This window comes from Kribbella sp. NPDC056861 (assembly GCF_040687575.1).
In the GTDB taxonomy this organism is placed as follows: domain Bacteria; phylum Actinomycetota; class Actinomycetes; order Propionibacteriales; family Kribbellaceae; genus Kribbella.
In genome coordinates this window covers 341,604-355,913 of the sequence record NZ_JBFBNQ010000002.1, presented here as the reverse complement: position 1 = coordinate 355,913, position 14,310 = coordinate 341,604, and the positions used below count along the sequence as shown (strand labels likewise).

Below are 14,310 nucleotides of genomic sequence, written 5' to 3'. Positions count from 1 at the left end.
TGCACGCCGAACCGGTGTCTCTTCCCTTCACTGCGATCGGATCAAGGACTGACCAGCGCGTCGAGGGTGTCCGCCCCGTCGACGGTCACCAGCACCTTGCACTCGCCCGTGGCGACACCGCAGCGGATCACCTTCGGCGCCGCGTTCTTGGCCGTGGACTCGCCGGCCAGGATCACGTTGGCCGGGTCCTCGAAGATCGGCTTCATGGAGCCCTGGTATCCGGCGGGCAGCCGGAGCTTGGTGACCTTGCCGGTGGCCACGTCGAGCGCCGCCCCGTGGCTGAAGGCGACCGTACGCCCGTCCGGCGAGATGCCGACGAAGATGGCGCGGATCCCGTTGTCAGGGCAGTAGTTGTGCTTCAGCTCGAGCCCGTTCGCACCCAGCGGGCCGACTCTGAAGCATCCCTTGTTGTCCTTGAAGGCCAGTTGCACGACCGTGTCGACGCCGCGGCCGACGGTCAGGTTGCCGGCCACCTTCCCGAGCGCACGGGGTTCGGCCGATCCGGGCTGCCAGACCGACACCGGCTGTCCGGGCTCGAAGGTGCTCAGGTGGATCCAGATGCCGTCCTTGTTCCAGCCGAGCGGGCCGAGATTCGGACTCTGCAGCGTGATGGCGGCAGCCTCCTTGCCGTCCTCGACGTTCACCACCACGATGCGGCTGGTCTTGTCTCCGAACGGCGCGACCGAGACGGCGATCTGCTTGCCGTCAGGGGAGACGACCGGACTGATGGAGCCGACGGGACCGAGCGGCTCGAGCTTGCCATCGGCGGTGAGCAGGGCCGGCTGGGACTTCTTCGGATCCGGGTAGCCGGTCATCACCAGCCAGCCGTCGCCGAGCCGGGACAGCACCTGGCCCTTGGCCCCCGGGTTCTTGACCTGTTGCTTGCCGTCGTGCAGGACGGCCCACCAGGTGTCCAGCGGGTTGTCAGGGTTGTTGTGGACGAGGGTCGTGTAGGGGATCTTCGGCGCAGCTGTCGAGACCGGTCCGGTCAGCAGCTGCGCGGCCGGTTCCGGCTGGTTGCCGCCGAGGCTGCTGAGGAAGGTGACCGCCAGGATCAGCACCGCGCCGATGCTGGCGGCGGCCAGCGCCATCGGCATCCAGCTGCGGCGGGCCGAAGTACTGGCGACGTCGAGCTCCAGGCCCGGACCGTGGTCGGCGTTCGAGACCGTGTCGGCCTTGGCGTTCAGGTAGTCGCGCAAGCGGGATTTGGTGTCGTTCATCGGACTTCCTTCAGCTTCTTGGTCAGGGCCGTCAGGCCGCGCGACGCGGTGGCCCGGGCGGTGGAGGCGCTGATCCCGAGGATCTGGGCGATCTCCTCGAACGGCAGGTCGAGGTAGTAGCGCAGTACGAGGACCTCGCGGGGGCGGGCCGGGAGCGACTGCAGCGCCCGTTGCACCTCGAGACGTTCCTCGCTGAGGACGGCGGTGCTCTCCGCGGAGTCCTGGGGCGGCTCGTGCGGTGGCGTGTAGAGCCGCGCCACCCGGCGTCGCCGCAGCGTCGAGCGGCCCGCGTTGAGCACGACCGTCCGCAGGTAGGCGAGGGCTTTGTCGGAGTCCTGCAGAGGCCAGCGCCGGTACAGCTGGGCGAAGGCTTCCTGGACTATGTCTTCGGCTGTCTGTCGGTCATCGATCACCAGGACGGCCAGGCGCAGCAGCCCACGCCAGTGCTGGCCGTAGAGCGCCGAGATCGCGGCTCGCGCGTCGTCGGCGGCTGGCGCCTGGTGAGGGTGCCCGATACTCACCACTAGGTTGGTCACACCCTTAGAGACGTGTCGGCCGCTGAAACGCTGTAGTATCACTGTGCGGGTTCACCGGTGACTCGGTGTGATCAAGGCCGGGTCGAAAACCGGTCGTGCGGCATGGGATGATTGGTTGATCGCCGCGGAGCCTTCCGCGCGCCTGGATCGACCACCCGAGACGAACTGGATCCCTTCGTGCCCGCTGGCCCCCCGTCCGTTCCGCAGCCCGGTCGCACCGACCCGACGCTGATCCGGAACTTCTGCATCATCGCCCATATCGACCACGGCAAGTCGACGCTGGCCGACCGGATGCTGCAGATCACCGGTGTCGTCGACGGCCGGGACATGCGGGCCCAGTACCTGGACCGGATGGACATCGAGCGTGAGCGCGGCATCACGATCAAGTCGCAGGCGGTGCGGCTGCCGTACGCGCCGCAGCCGGACTCCCCGGGCGGACTGATCGCCCCGGACGGTACGACGTACATCCTGAACATGATCGACACCCCCGGCCACGTCGACTTCACCTACGAGGTGTCCCGGTCGCTGGAGGCCTGTGAGGGCGCCGTGCTGCTGGTCGACGCGGCGCAGGGGATCGAGGCGCAGACGCTGGCCAACCTGTACCTCGCGCTGAACGCGGACCTGCACATCATCCCGGTGCTGAACAAGATCGACCTGCCGGGCGCCCAGCCGGAGAAGTACGCCGCCGAGCTGGCGCACATCATCGGCTGCAAGGAGTCCGACGTACTGCGGGTCTCGGCGAAGACCGGTGAGGGCGTCGAGGCGCTGCTCAGCGAGATCGTCGCCCAGGTCGAGCCGCCGAAGGGCGTCAAGGACGCCCCGCCGCGGGCGCTGATCTTCGACTCGGTCTACGACACCTACCGCGGCGTGGTCACCTACGTCCGGGTGGTCGACGGCGAGCTGAACCACCGCGACAAGATCAAGATGATGTCCAGCGGCGCCGTGCACGAGATGCTCGAGGTCGGCGTCATCTCGCCGGACCCGAAGAAGTCGCCGAGTATCGGCGTCGGCGAGGTCGGCTACCTGATCACCGGCGTGAAGGACGTCCGCCAGTCCCGGGTCGGTGACACCGTCACCTCGCACATCCGCGGCGCCACCGAGGCGCTCGGCGGGTACAAGCACCCCCAGCCGATGGTGTACTCCGGGCTGTTCCCGATCGACGGCGACGACTACCCGACGCTGCGGGACGCGCTGGAGCGGCTGCAGCTGAACGACGCGGCGCTGCAGTACGAGCCGGAGAGCTCGGGCGCGCTCGGCTTCGGCTTCCGCTGTGGCTTCCTCGGCCTGCTGCACATGGAGATCGTCCGCGAGCGACTCGAGCGCGAGTTCGACCTGGACCTGATCTCGACCGCGCCGAACGTGGTCTACCGGGTCGAGATGGACGACGGCTCCGAGCACGTGGTGACCAACCCGAGCGAGTTCCCGTCCGGCGGCAAGATCGCCGACATCTACGAGCCGGTGGTCCGGGCCACGATCCTCAGCCCGAAGGACTTCATCGGCGTCATCATGGAGCTGTGCCAGACCAAGCGGGGCAACCTGCAGGGGATGGAGTACCTGTCCGAGGACCGGGTCGAGCTGCGCTACACGCTGCCGCTGGCCGAGATCGTCTTCGACTTCTTCGACCAGCTGAAGTCGAAGACCAAGGGCTACGCGTCGCTGGACTACGAACCGACCGGCGAGCAGGCCGCCGACCTGGTCAAGGTCGACATCCTGCTGCAGGGCGAGACCGTCGACGCGTTCTCGGCGATCGTGCACAAGGACAACGCCTACGGGTACGGCGTGGCGCTGGCCGGCAAGCTCAAGGAGCTGATCCCGCGGCAGCAGTTCGAGGTGCCGATCCAGGCCGCGATCGGGTCCCGGATCATCGCCCGCGAGTCGATCCGGGCGATCCGCAAGGACGTGCTGGCGAAGTGCTACGGCGGTGACATCACCCGGAAGCGCAAACTGCTGGAGAAGCAGAAAGAGGGCAAGAAGCGGATGAAGATGGTGGGCCGGGTCGAGGTCCCCCAGGAAGCCTTCATCGCGGCGCTCAAGACCAGCGAGTCACCGGGCGACAAGAAGAAGTAGTGCCGGTCGAGATCCCCGCGAAGTTCCTCGAGGTCGGGTCGCGCGGTCCCGAGTGGGCCGCGTGGCTGGCCGGGCTGCCGCGGCTGGTCCGCGATTTGCTGGCCGAGTGGGAGCTGCGCGAGGACGGCGTACCGGCGTACGGGAACTGTGCGTTGGTGGTGCCGGTGCTGGCCAAGGACGGTACCTCGGCGGTGCTGAAGGTGCAGTTCCCGCACTGGGAGGCCGAGACCGAGCATCTGGCATTGCGCGCGTGGGACGGGAACGGCGCGGTCAAGCTGCTCCGGGCTGATCCGCGGCGTTTCGCCTTGCTGCTGGAGCGGTTGCAGCCGCGCGACCTGACGACGGTCGGCGACCTGGAGGCCTGCGAGATCGTTGCCTCCAGCTACAAACGGCTGCACGTCGCGGCCGGGCCGCAGTACCGGACGTTGTCGGGTGAGCTGAAGCGCTGGATCGAGGGCTTCCGGCAACTACCCGCGTCCGCGCCGGTGCCACACCGGTACGTCGAACAGGCCATCTCGCTGGCCGCCGACTTCGCCGCCGACCCGGCCTGCGACGGCACGCTGATCCACACCGACCTGCACTACTTCAACATGCTGGCCGCCGACCGCGAGCCCTGGCTGGTGATCGACCCGAAGCCGCTCTCCGGCGACCCGCACTACGAGATCGCGCCGCTGATCTGGAACCGCTGGGACGACGTGGTCGCGTCCGGCGACCTCCGCTTCCGGATCCGCCAGCGCTTCTACACCGCCATCGACACCGCCGAACTCGACGAGGACCGAGCCCGCGGCTGGGTGATAGTCCGCCAAATGCTCAACGTCCTCTGGACCCTCCAGGGCCCCGACGAAACCCTCCCGCAGGACTGGCTCACCCGCAACATCGCCATCGTGAAAGCCATCCAGGACTAAAACAGTAGTAACTGCGCGGCCCGCGGGGCAGCATGGAGACATGCGCGTGCTGACGGTGAATGTGGTGGAGGAGTTGATTCCGGGGCCCAAGGAGTCCGGGTTCACGGCGATCGACAAGCGGCCGCAGGCGCGGCGGGTGCCGGTGGGGGAGTTGGGGTTGCTGGGGGATCGGGTCTGTGATGTGAAGAATCACGGCGGGCCGGATCAGGCGGTCTACGTGTACGCCGAGGAGGATGCCCGGTGGTGGAGTGAGCAGCTCGGGCGGGAGATCCCGTCGGGGTTGTTCGGGGAGAATCTGCGGACCGAGGGGGTCGACGTCAGCAACGCGTTGATCGGTGAGGTGTGGCGGATCGGGCCTGAGGTCGAGGTGGTGGTCCGGGCGCCGCGGATTCCGTGCATCACCTTTCAGCACCGGATGCAGCTGAAGGGGTGGGTGAAGCAGTTCCACCAGGCCGGGTGTCCGGGGACTTATCTCAAGGTGCTGAAGACGGGCACGATCGGCGCCGGTGATGCCGTCGAGGTGCTCAGCCGGCCTGATCACGAGGTCACCGTCGCGGAGATGTTCGCCGCGCAGGACTCGGCCAAGATGCAGGGGATGCTCGACTCCGGGGTCGAGTTGATGGACGAACTCCGGGAAATCGCGCAGCGGGTCGCCGGCCGGAGCTGATCGACCTGCGAGAGTGGCAGGCATGTTGGTAACCACTCCTTCCGGTCAGGTGCGAGGCGAAGCCATCGCACACGGCGCCGTCTTCCGGGCAGTCCCGTACGCCGCGCCGCCGGTCGGCGACCTCCGGTTCCAGCCGCCAGCAGCGGCCAAACCGTGGAGCGAGATCAGGGACGCCACACGTCCCGGCCCAACGCCGCCACAGGCTGAGGCGTCCGCGCAGCTGTCGGACCTGCTGCCGAACATCGTCGTACCAGGTGACGACTACCTGCACGCCAACGTCTGGACGCCGGACCCGACCGGGTCGGCTCCGGTCGTGGTGTTCATCCACGGTGGCTCGTTCACCAGTGGCTCCAACGCGCTCCCCGGTTACGACGGTACGGCGTACGCGCGCGACGGCATCGTCTTCGTGACGATGAACTACCGCCTCGGCGCCGACGGCTTCCTCTGGCTCGGCGACGGCGTACCGAATCTCGGCCTGCTCGACCAGATCGCCGCGCTCACCTGGGTGCGCGACACGATCGCGACCTTCGGGGGCGACCCGAACTGCGTCACCGTGATGGGCGAGTCAGCGGGCGCGATGAGCATCGGCGCGCTACTCGCGATGCCGGCCGCCAAGGGACTGTTCCACCGGGCGATCCTGGAGTCCGGCGCCGGACACCACGCGATCTCACCATCAGCCGCGAGCAACGTCGGCCGCCGCCTCGCGAAGGTACTGCGAGTGCCACCGACCCGCGAAGGCGTCAGTACTGCGAGCTCCGCCGACCTGATCGCGGCGCAGTCGCAGGTTTCCGCACAGTTGCCGAAGGCACCCTTCCGGCGGGTCTGGGGTGACGTGGCAACCAACCTGATGCCGTTCGAGCCGGTGATCGACGGCGAGGTGCTGCCGGTGTTGCCGATCAAGGCGATCGAGGCCGGCGCGGGGTCGGAGGTCGACGTGCTCGTCGGGTACAACACCCAGGAGGCCCGGCTGTTCTTCCTGACCACGCCCGAGAGTGGTGTCGTCACGCGGGCGCTGACGGTGGTGCTGAGCCGCTTGTTCAAGCTGACCAGGAAGGACCGGGCGGCCTACCGAGGTTGGGCGACTGGGCCGAGCCGGGACTACGATGCGATGATCGCCATGCTGACCGACGCCGTCTACCGGATCCCCGCGCTGCGCTTGGCCGAGGCGCACGGCCGGGCGCATGTGTATCGATTCGCGTGGCAGTCATCGGCGCGCGATGGCCGACTGGGCGCCGCGCACGGGCTCGAGCTGCCGTATGTGTTCGACAACCTGGACAACCCCGACTGGCGTGGGATGTTGCAGGACGCCGGCGACGCGGAGCTCGCGACCGGCATGCACGCGAGCTGGGTGGCCTTCGCCAAGACCGGAGATCCCGGTTGGCCGACGTACACGCCGGCCAACCGGGTCGAGCGCGAGTTCAGCGGCGTGGACGGGGTGGTCACCGACCACCACCCCGCCAGCCGCGAGCTCTGGAGCGGACGCCGCTAGGACACCGTGATCTTGTCCGTGTTCGGTCCACCGTTGGCGGTGGTAGCGACAGCTTTGATCTTGTTGCTACCAGCTACCAAATTCACCGTGACGGTCTTCGTCTGCCAGGTCGTCCAGGCGCCGGTACCGGCGAAGGCCAGCCCGGCGGAGACGACCGTGCCGTTGACGGACACGTTCATCGGCCGGTTCACCGTCGTACCGTTCGCGTAGCGCAGCTCGACCGTGGCCGGGCCGGCCTTGGTGGCGTTGACGGTCCACTCGACCGTGCTGCCGACCGCGTTGTCGTAGTTCACGAAACCGCGACCGGAGAAGCCCGCGTGGTTCGACTCGACCAGACCGGCCGTGATGGTGGCGTCCTCGGCTTCGTAGACCACCGGGTCAGGGTTGGTGGGGCCGCCGCCGTTGCCCGGGATGGTCTGCGTCGCCGTGTTGTAGCCGGTGATCCGGACCGAAGGCGCAGCGCCCTTCAGATCCGAGGTCCGGTACGTCGCCCGCAGTACGGTCGTCTCGCCGGGCCACAGCGAGACCGCGTTGTCGTTCCACTGGATCGGCAGCACCGGTTTGCCGCCCGCGCCGACGACATGCGCGTCGAGGTAGAACGCCGCCGTCTTCGCCGTCGAGGTGTTCTTCAGCGTCACCGTGGTCGTGGTGGTGTCGCCTGCGGCCGTCGTCGAGGCGTTGGCCGAGACCGGCGTCTGGGCAAGACTCGACAACCCGGTCAGGTCGGCGTAGCTCGTGGTCGGCGTGTAGTACCAGTCGGTGTTGTTCCAGTCCAGCGTGTCCGCCTTCGTGGACAGCCAGTACACGTTCCGGCTCACCTCGACGCCGGCCGAGTCGGTCAGCACCAGCTTCGCCAGGTACGTCGCCGACAGGCCGCTGACGGCCGGGATCGTCAGCGCCGTCGCCTTGCCGCCGTCACCCGGGACGGTGACCGCCGCCGACTGGGAGAACTTCTCCGTACCGTCGACGTTGAACAGCTTGACCGTTGCCGTGAGCCCGGACGCTGCCGCGTGGTTCTGGTTGATCACGGCAACGGACTTGGTGTCGTAGGAGTACTGGACGTGCAGCGGTTCGTTCGCCTTCTTGGCGCCGTAGTACGCGCCGTTCTGGTCCAGGTAGGCGTCGAAGAGCTGCCAGTGCAGGGAGGTCCAGCCGCTGTTGAGCATCCAGTAGATCAGCCCGGTGGACGGGTTCGAGGCGTCGGTGAAGTTCCGGTTGTGCGACTCGAACTCGGCCCGGACGTTCTCGTACGCCGCCAGCTGGGCCTTCTTGACGTAGTCGGTCAGGCTCGCGGGAGCGCCGTACCGGCCGGCCAGCGCGTTGCCGAACAGCTTGAGATTGCCGAAGGTGGTCGACGAGGACCGGTGGTACTGGTTGGCCGCCGGGTTCTTCCAGAGCACCTCGAGCTCGGCCGGCGTCATCATCCGGTTCAGCGTGTCCAGGGTCGGGATGTCCGGGCCGGCCGAGGTCTCGGAGTTGAAGCCCCAGGCGCCGCCGGAGTTGCCGTGTGCTTTGTCGTACCAGTAGTTCGGCGGGATCCAGTCGTACGGCCCGTTCATCTTCATCCCGGAGGTGCCGAGCTGCGGTGACGCCTTGGCGGACGCGGCCGGGATCACCGGGGTCTGCCAGTCGGCGGCGTTGAGCGCGTCCAGGTAGTTCCGCTCGGTCGCCGCGTTTGGGGCGAAGTCGCTGCCGATCAGGAAGGTGAAGACGCTCGGGTGGTTGCGCAGCCGCTCGGCCTCACCCGTCATCGAGTCCTTCGCGATCCGCTGCTCCTCGGTCGTCCAGGTGCTGCCGTTGGACTGGCTCTCCCACTTGTCGCAGCACTCCCAACCGGGCATGGTCAGGATGCCGAGCTGGTCGGCCAGGTCGAAGAACTCGTCGGGCTCGATGTGCCCTTCCAGCCGGACCGTGTTGAGGCCCAGATCCTTGACGTACTTGAGCTTGTCGGCCGCGTTCGTCGCATCCCAGCGCAGGAACAGATCGGGCGACCAACCGCCACCCTTCACCAGCAATGGACGGCCGTTGATCGAGTACGCCCGGCCACCACTGCTGTTGAGCGGCGCCTTCACATCCCGTACTCCGAACTTGGCCATCGCGCTGTCGGACGCAGTACCGGCGACCGATGCGGTCAGGTCGATCGAGTAGAGCGGCTGCCCGCCCATCCCGGCCGGCCACCACACGTTCGGGTTGTCCAGCCCGATCGTCGCGAAGGTGACGGTCTTCTTCTCCTTGGCCGCCAGCGAAACCGTCTGACTGACCGGTACTCCGGCGACGCTGCCGCTGACCGTGGTCGACACAGCCGCGGTGGAGTCGTTGCGGACGTCAACCTTCGGGGTGAGGTCCACGTGGTTGAGCGAGGGGACCGTCAGCTTGGTGACGACGTGAGCGCCGCGGAGCGCGACTGCTCCACTGCGCCGGACGAGGATGTCGCGTACGAGACCCATGTTCTGGTCGGGCGGTGTCTGGGCCCAGTCGATCCAGCCCATGGTGAGATCGCGGTTCGGGTCGTTCGGGTAGACCTTGAGAGCGATGCTGTTGCTGCCGGCATGCACCTGCGCGGTGATGTCGAGGTCGTGCCGGGTGTAGGCGCCGGCGACCTGGTTCTTGTCGGCGACCCGGACGCCGTTGACCCAGACATCAGCGCGGGACAGGACGCCGCTGAAGTCGAGGTACGTGCGCTGGCCGGTGTCGGCGACCTGCAGGTCGGCGCGATACCACCACGGCACGCTGAACTGGGTCCTGTCGACGTTCTTCATGTTCGTCGAGAAGAACGGGTCCGGGTACTTGTTGTTCTGCAGCAGCCCGGCGAACACGGTCGAGCGGGACGAGACCGGCAGCCAGCCGGTGGTCGGGAAGCCCGGCTTGGTGACGGCGGAGTCGTCGGAGACCTGCGCGGAGGTCTGCAACAAGAAGCTGGGGATCGGGGCGACCGAAGCCGCGGCCTCGGCTCGGGGTGGGGCGCCGGTGGCGGGAATCGCGGAGCAGACACCGGCGACCAATGCGGTGGCCAGCAACCAACGGGACAGACGTTTCATCGAGCAGGCCTCCTGGGGCGGGAGCGGGCACTGATCGTTAAGAAGGTTTCCTAATAATCACTGCCGATGCTAGACCTGCCCGAGGGCTGCTGACAACGGACTGTTCAGGAATGACCGCGCAGCGTTAGTGCGTCGGCTCCATGTAGCCCAAAGCTGCGGAGATCTTGCGAGCCGCCTCGATCGCCGCCGGTGCCATCAGGGCGACCTGGGCGATCGACTGCTCGAGGGACAGCGTCGAGATGCTGACGGCGGCGATCGCAGTACCGGTGTGGTCGTGGATGACCGCCGCGACACAGCGGATGCCGGGCTCGTTCTCCTCGTCGTCCAAGGCGTAGCCGCGCGACCGGACCTGGGCCAGATCGGCTTTCAGGGACGCGGCCGTGGTGTGCGTCAGGGGCGTGCGGGCGGGCAGACCGGTCCGGGTGACGAGCGCGTCGAGGCCCTCGTCGTCCTTCTCGGCGAGCAGTGCCTTGCCGATCCCGGTGCAGTGCAACCAGAACGCTTTACCCACCCGGGACGGCATCCGGTACGGCTTGGGGCCGTCCAGGCGGGCGACGTAGATCGCCTCGTCGCCGTTGAGCAGGCCGACGTGGACCGTGCAGCGGGTCTGCGCGACGAGGTCGGCCAGTACCGGCCGGGCCACCGTCGCCAGGTCGACGTTGGTGAGCGCGTGGCCCGCCAGCCGCAGCGCCTTCGGGCCCGGGTGGTACGAGCCGTCCTCGGACTGGGCGACGAAGTCGTGCTCGACCAGCGAGGCCATGATCCGGTGGACGGTCGACTTGGCCAGGCCGGTGGCCGTCACCACGTCGGTGAAACGGGAGTGCTCGAGGACGGCGTCGAGCACCATCAGCGTCTTGTCGATGGCCGAGGGCGAACTCATGTCGCTCATCCTGTCACCTCTTATCTGGCTAACCAGCCACCGTCGACGGCCAGTACGTGTCCGTTGACGTAGTCGGATGCCACGGAGGCCAGGAAGACGGCCGCGCCGACCAGGTCTTCGGGCTGTCCCCAGCGGCCGGCCGGGATGCGATCGCGGATGGCCGCTTCGCGCTCCGTGTCGGCTCTCAGGTCGGTGGTGTTGTCGGTGCTGATGTACCCCGGGGCAATTGCGTTCACCTGGACCCCGGCCGGTCCCCACTCGTTGGCCAGCGCCTTGGTGAGGCCGGCGACCGCGTGCTTGCTGGCCGTGTAGGCGGGCACGGTGACGCCGCCCTGGAAGCTCAGCAGGGAGGCGATCGTGATGATCTTGCCGCTGCCTTGCTCGACCATCGCCGCACCGATCGGGCGGGTGACGGCCCAGGTCGAGTTCAGGTTGACGTCGATCACGTGCTGCCAGTCGGTGGCCGCGGTGCTGGCTGCCGGGGCACGCCGGATGGTGCCGGCGTTATTGACGAGGATGTCGATCCGGCGGCCGGCGGCTGCCGCGTCGGCAACCGCTGTGGTGGCGGCTGCCTCGACGGCTGCGGGGTCGGCGAAATCGGCGGTGACGACCGTCGCTTGGCCGCCGCCGTTCTGCTTGATCGCTTCCAGCGTGTCCTCGAGCGCCGCGTCTCGGGCCATCAGGATGAGATCGGCGCCGGCGGCAGCCAGGCCGGCCGCGATCGCCGCGCCGATTCCGCGCCTAGCACCGGTGACCAGCGCCGTCTTGCCTTCGAGGCTGAAAGGTGAGGGTTGAGTCACCGCAGGTCCTTCGCATCGACACCATCCATGTCGGTGAAGGCCTGGTTCTCGCCGGCCATCGCCCAGACGAAGCTGTACGACGAGGTGCCGACGCCCGAGTGGATCGACCAGCTCGGCGAGATGACCGCCTGGCGGTCGGCGATCAGCAGGTGCCGGGTCTCCTCGGGCTCACCCAGCAAGTGGACGATCCGGTCGGACTCGGGCAGTCCGAAGTACAGGTAGCACTCGGTACGCCGGTCGTGCGTGTGCGCGGGCATCGTGTTCCAGGTACTGCCCGCGTGCAGCGTCGTCACGCCGAGCACGATCTGGCAGCTCTTGACGCCGTCGGCATGGATGTACTGGTCGATGGTGCGGCGGTTCGCGGTCTGCTGGTCGCCCAGCTCGAGCCGGTTGCCCTCGCCGGGCTGGACCAGCGTGGTGGGGAAATCGGTGTGCGCGGAGGCGGAGAACAGGTAGAAAGCGGCTTCGCTGCCCTCGAAGACGACCTCGCGGGCGCCGCGGCCGGCGTACAGGCAGGCGCCGGTGGTCAGCTCGAACTTGGTGCCGTCGACCGTCACGGTGCCGGGGCCGCCGACGTTGACGATGCCGGCCTCGCGGCGCTCGAGGAAGAACTCGCTGCGCAGCTCGGGCCAGGTGCCCAGCGTCAGCGGGCCGCTGACCGGGCGGGCGCTGGCCAGCACGATCCGGTCGTGGTGGGTGAGCACGGCGGTGATCGTGTCCGGGGTGAACAGGTCATCGACCAGGTACTGCTCGCGGAGCGCGGCGGTGTCGAACCCGGGGACCTGTGCGGGGTGGGTCGCGTACCGGACCCGGAGAGGCGAATTCATGGAACTAAGTTCTACTAGACAGAACCAAGAGTCAAGAGTACAAATGCTTCCCAACTAGAAGTTCCGCCTTGTGGCACCAAGTTCCGCCCTCTTGGAGGTTTCACATGACAGCGCTCGACTGGACGGTGCTGGCCGGTTATTTCGTGCTGATGGTGCTGATCGGCCTGTGGTCGCGCACCAAGATCAAGACCGTGGTGGACTACTTCACCACCGGCGGCCGGATCCCCTGGTGGTTGTCCGGCATCTCCCACCACATGTCCGGCTACAGCGCGGTCATGTTCGTCGCCTTCGCGGCGGTGGCCTACAACTACGGCATCACCGTGTACGTCTGGTGGGCCCTGTCGATCGGCGTCGGCGTCGGCATCGGCGCGTTCCTGTTCGCCGCCCGCTGGAACCGGCTGCGCGCCAAACACGGCGTCGTCTCGCCGCTGGAGTACCTGGCCCAGCGCTACAACCTGCCGACCCAGCAGGTGCTCGCGTACTCCGGTGCCGCGCTCAAGGTGGTCGACATCGCCGCCAAGTGGGTCGCGATCGCCGTCCTGCTGAACGGCTTCACCGGCGTACCGATGCGCTGGGGCATCCTGCTCACCGGCGTGGTGACGATGCTCTACGCGACCCTGGGCGGGCTGTGGGCCGACGTGCTCACCGACTTCGGCCAGTTCATCATCCAGGCCGCGGCCGGGATCGCGATGTTCGTCGGCGTCCTGACCCACCTGGACGGCATCCCCACCCTCTGGAAGATGTGGGACCAGTTGCCCGAGGGGCACGGTGACGCGCTGAACGGGCCGTACACACCGATCTTCCTGATCGCGTTCCTGTTCATCAAGACCTTCGAGTACAACGGCGGGATGTGGAACCTGGCGCAGCGCTACATGGCCGCGCCGTCCGGCTCCGAGGCCAAGCGGTCCGCGCTGCTGTCCTCGTTCCTGTGGCTGGTCTGGCCGTTGGTGCTGTTCATCCCGATGTGCGCCGCGCCGCTGCTGGTCCCGAACCTGGCCAAGGCCGAGCAGTCGTACGTCGAACTGGCGCAACTGCTGCTGCCCAGCGGCCTGATCGGCCTGGTGCTGGCCGGCTTCTTCTCGCACACGATGGCGATGGTCGCCTCCGACGCGAACGTGATCTCCTCGGTGATCACCCGCGACATCGGCCCGGTGCTGGTGCCCAAGCTGCGCCGGCTCTCCGACGTGGCCACCTTGAAGTTCGCCCGGATCACCACCTTCACCTTCGTCACGGTGAGCATGCTGATCGCGATCATCACCAACGGTCAGGGGGTGGTGCTGAAGATCGTCGTGGACCTGGTGGCCGCGACCATGGGCCCGATCTCGATCCCGCTGATGCTCGGTCTGCTGCCCTGGTTCCGGCGCTCCGGGCCCCGGGCGGCGATCGCCTCCTGGGCAGCCGGCCTGACCGTCTGGGCAGTGGTCAAGTGGGGGATCGGCTCCACCGACACCACCATGGTGGTTGCGTTGCCACTGGCAACATCCCTGGTCGTGTACGTCGGCCTCGGGTTGCTGCTGCCGGAGCGCCGGGACTCCGTCGACGTGCTGCTCGAGTCGCTGAACCACGACCCGGACGAGAGCGACGAGGTGCTCGCCAGGCGAGCAGCCGCCGTGAACTAGTCAGACCACGTGGAACAATGTTCCGCAGTACAGAACTTGCCATCGATCTCTGAGGAGCTCCGCCTTATGCCGAACATCACCGTCGAACTGCTCTCCGGCCGCACCCTCGACCAGCGCCGCGAGTTCGTTGCCGCCGTCACCGACTCCGCGATCGCGATCCTCGGCGCCAAGCGCGAGGCGGTCCGGATCGTCTTCCAGGAGATCGAGAAGTCGGATGTCGCCAACGGCGGCGTTCTCGTCTCCGACAGCTGACCTCTGCCTT

At 67.7% G+C, this 14,310-nt stretch carries 12 protein-coding genes; 6 read left to right on the top strand and 6 right to left on the bottom strand.

Annotated elements, in window-relative coordinates; genetic code table 11:
* Positions 1–41: 41 nt before the first annotated feature.
* Together AB0P21_RS08675 and AB0P21_RS08670 are read right to left on the bottom strand one after the other, a co-directional pair.
* On the bottom strand, positions 42–1,220 hold the full coding sequence (locus tag AB0P21_RS08675; RefSeq protein ID WP_363694945.1) for a hypothetical protein: 1,179 nt from the start codon (positions 1,218–1,220) through the stop codon (positions 42–44).
* Positions 1,217–1,756, bottom strand: a complete 540-nt coding sequence (locus AB0P21_RS08670) for a SigE family RNA polymerase sigma factor (protein ID WP_363694943.1) — start codon at positions 1,754–1,756, stop codon at positions 1,217–1,219. Before AB0P21_RS08670 ends, AB0P21_RS08675 begins: the two co-directional genes overlap by 4 nt.
* 177 nt (positions 1,757–1,933) lie before the next feature.
* Between AB0P21_RS08670 and lepA the strand changes: the two genes are divergently transcribed.
* Genes lepA through AB0P21_RS08650 form a run of 4 tightly spaced genes read left to right on the top strand, consistent with a single transcriptional unit; the run spans position 1,934 to position 6,884 of the window.
* Positions 1,934–3,823 (top strand): translation elongation factor 4, encoded by a 1,890-nt coding sequence (lepA, locus tag AB0P21_RS08665; protein ID WP_363694942.1) that lies wholly within the window; start codon positions 1,934–1,936, stop codon positions 3,821–3,823.
* Positions 3,823–4,728: an aminoglycoside phosphotransferase family protein gene (locus tag AB0P21_RS08660; RefSeq protein WP_363694940.1), complete on the top strand. Its 906-nt coding sequence runs from the start codon at positions 3,823–3,825 to the stop codon at positions 4,726–4,728. Before lepA ends, AB0P21_RS08660 begins: the two co-directional genes overlap by 1 nt.
* A gap of 40 nt (positions 4,729–4,768) precedes the next feature.
* The gene (locus AB0P21_RS08655) at positions 4,769–5,395 is read left to right on the top strand and encodes an MOSC domain-containing protein (protein ID WP_363694938.1); all 627 of its coding nucleotides are present in this window, start codon (positions 4,769–4,771) and stop codon (positions 5,393–5,395) included.
* A gap of 22 nt (positions 5,396–5,417) precedes the next feature.
* Entirely contained in the window at positions 5,418–6,884 is a 1,467-nt protein-coding gene (locus tag AB0P21_RS08650) for a carboxylesterase family protein (protein WP_363694936.1), read from the top strand.
* On the opposite strand, the gene AB0P21_RS08645 is transcribed toward AB0P21_RS08650, so the two are convergent.
* From AB0P21_RS08645 to kduI, 4 genes are all read right to left on the bottom strand, one after another.
* Positions 6,881–9,922: a CBM35 domain-containing protein gene (locus AB0P21_RS08645; protein ID WP_363694935.1), complete on the bottom strand. Its 3,042-nt coding sequence runs from the start codon at positions 9,920–9,922 to the stop codon at positions 6,881–6,883. The genes AB0P21_RS08650 and AB0P21_RS08645 overlap by 4 nt on opposite strands.
* Before the next feature lie 124 nt (positions 9,923–10,046).
* Positions 10,047–10,811: an IclR family transcriptional regulator gene (locus AB0P21_RS08640; protein ID WP_363694933.1), complete on the bottom strand. Its 765-nt coding sequence runs from the start codon at positions 10,809–10,811 to the stop codon at positions 10,047–10,049.
* Between the two features lie 11 nt (positions 10,812–10,822).
* Complete coding sequence (locus tag AB0P21_RS08635; RefSeq protein WP_363694930.1) at positions 10,823–11,602, bottom strand: SDR family oxidoreductase; 780 nt, start codon at positions 11,600–11,602, stop codon at positions 10,823–10,825.
* Entirely contained in the window at positions 11,599–12,429 is an 831-nt protein-coding gene (gene kduI / locus AB0P21_RS08630; RefSeq protein ID WP_363694928.1) for a 5-dehydro-4-deoxy-D-glucuronate isomerase, read from the bottom strand. The genes AB0P21_RS08635 and kduI overlap by 4 nt, the downstream gene beginning before the upstream one ends.
* Before the next feature lie 104 nt (positions 12,430–12,533).
* Here kduI and AB0P21_RS08625 point away from each other — a divergent pair, with 104 nt between their 5' ends.
* A complete protein-coding gene (locus tag AB0P21_RS08625) occupies positions 12,534–14,048 on the top strand; it encodes a sodium:solute symporter family protein (protein ID WP_363694926.1) in 1,515 nt (504 codons plus the stop codon).
* Positions 14,049–14,114: 66 nt separating this feature from the next.
* Entirely contained in the window at positions 14,115–14,300 is a 186-nt protein-coding gene (locus AB0P21_RS08620) for a tautomerase family protein (protein ID WP_132194310.1), read from the top strand.
* Positions 14,301–14,310 lie beyond the last annotated feature (10 nt).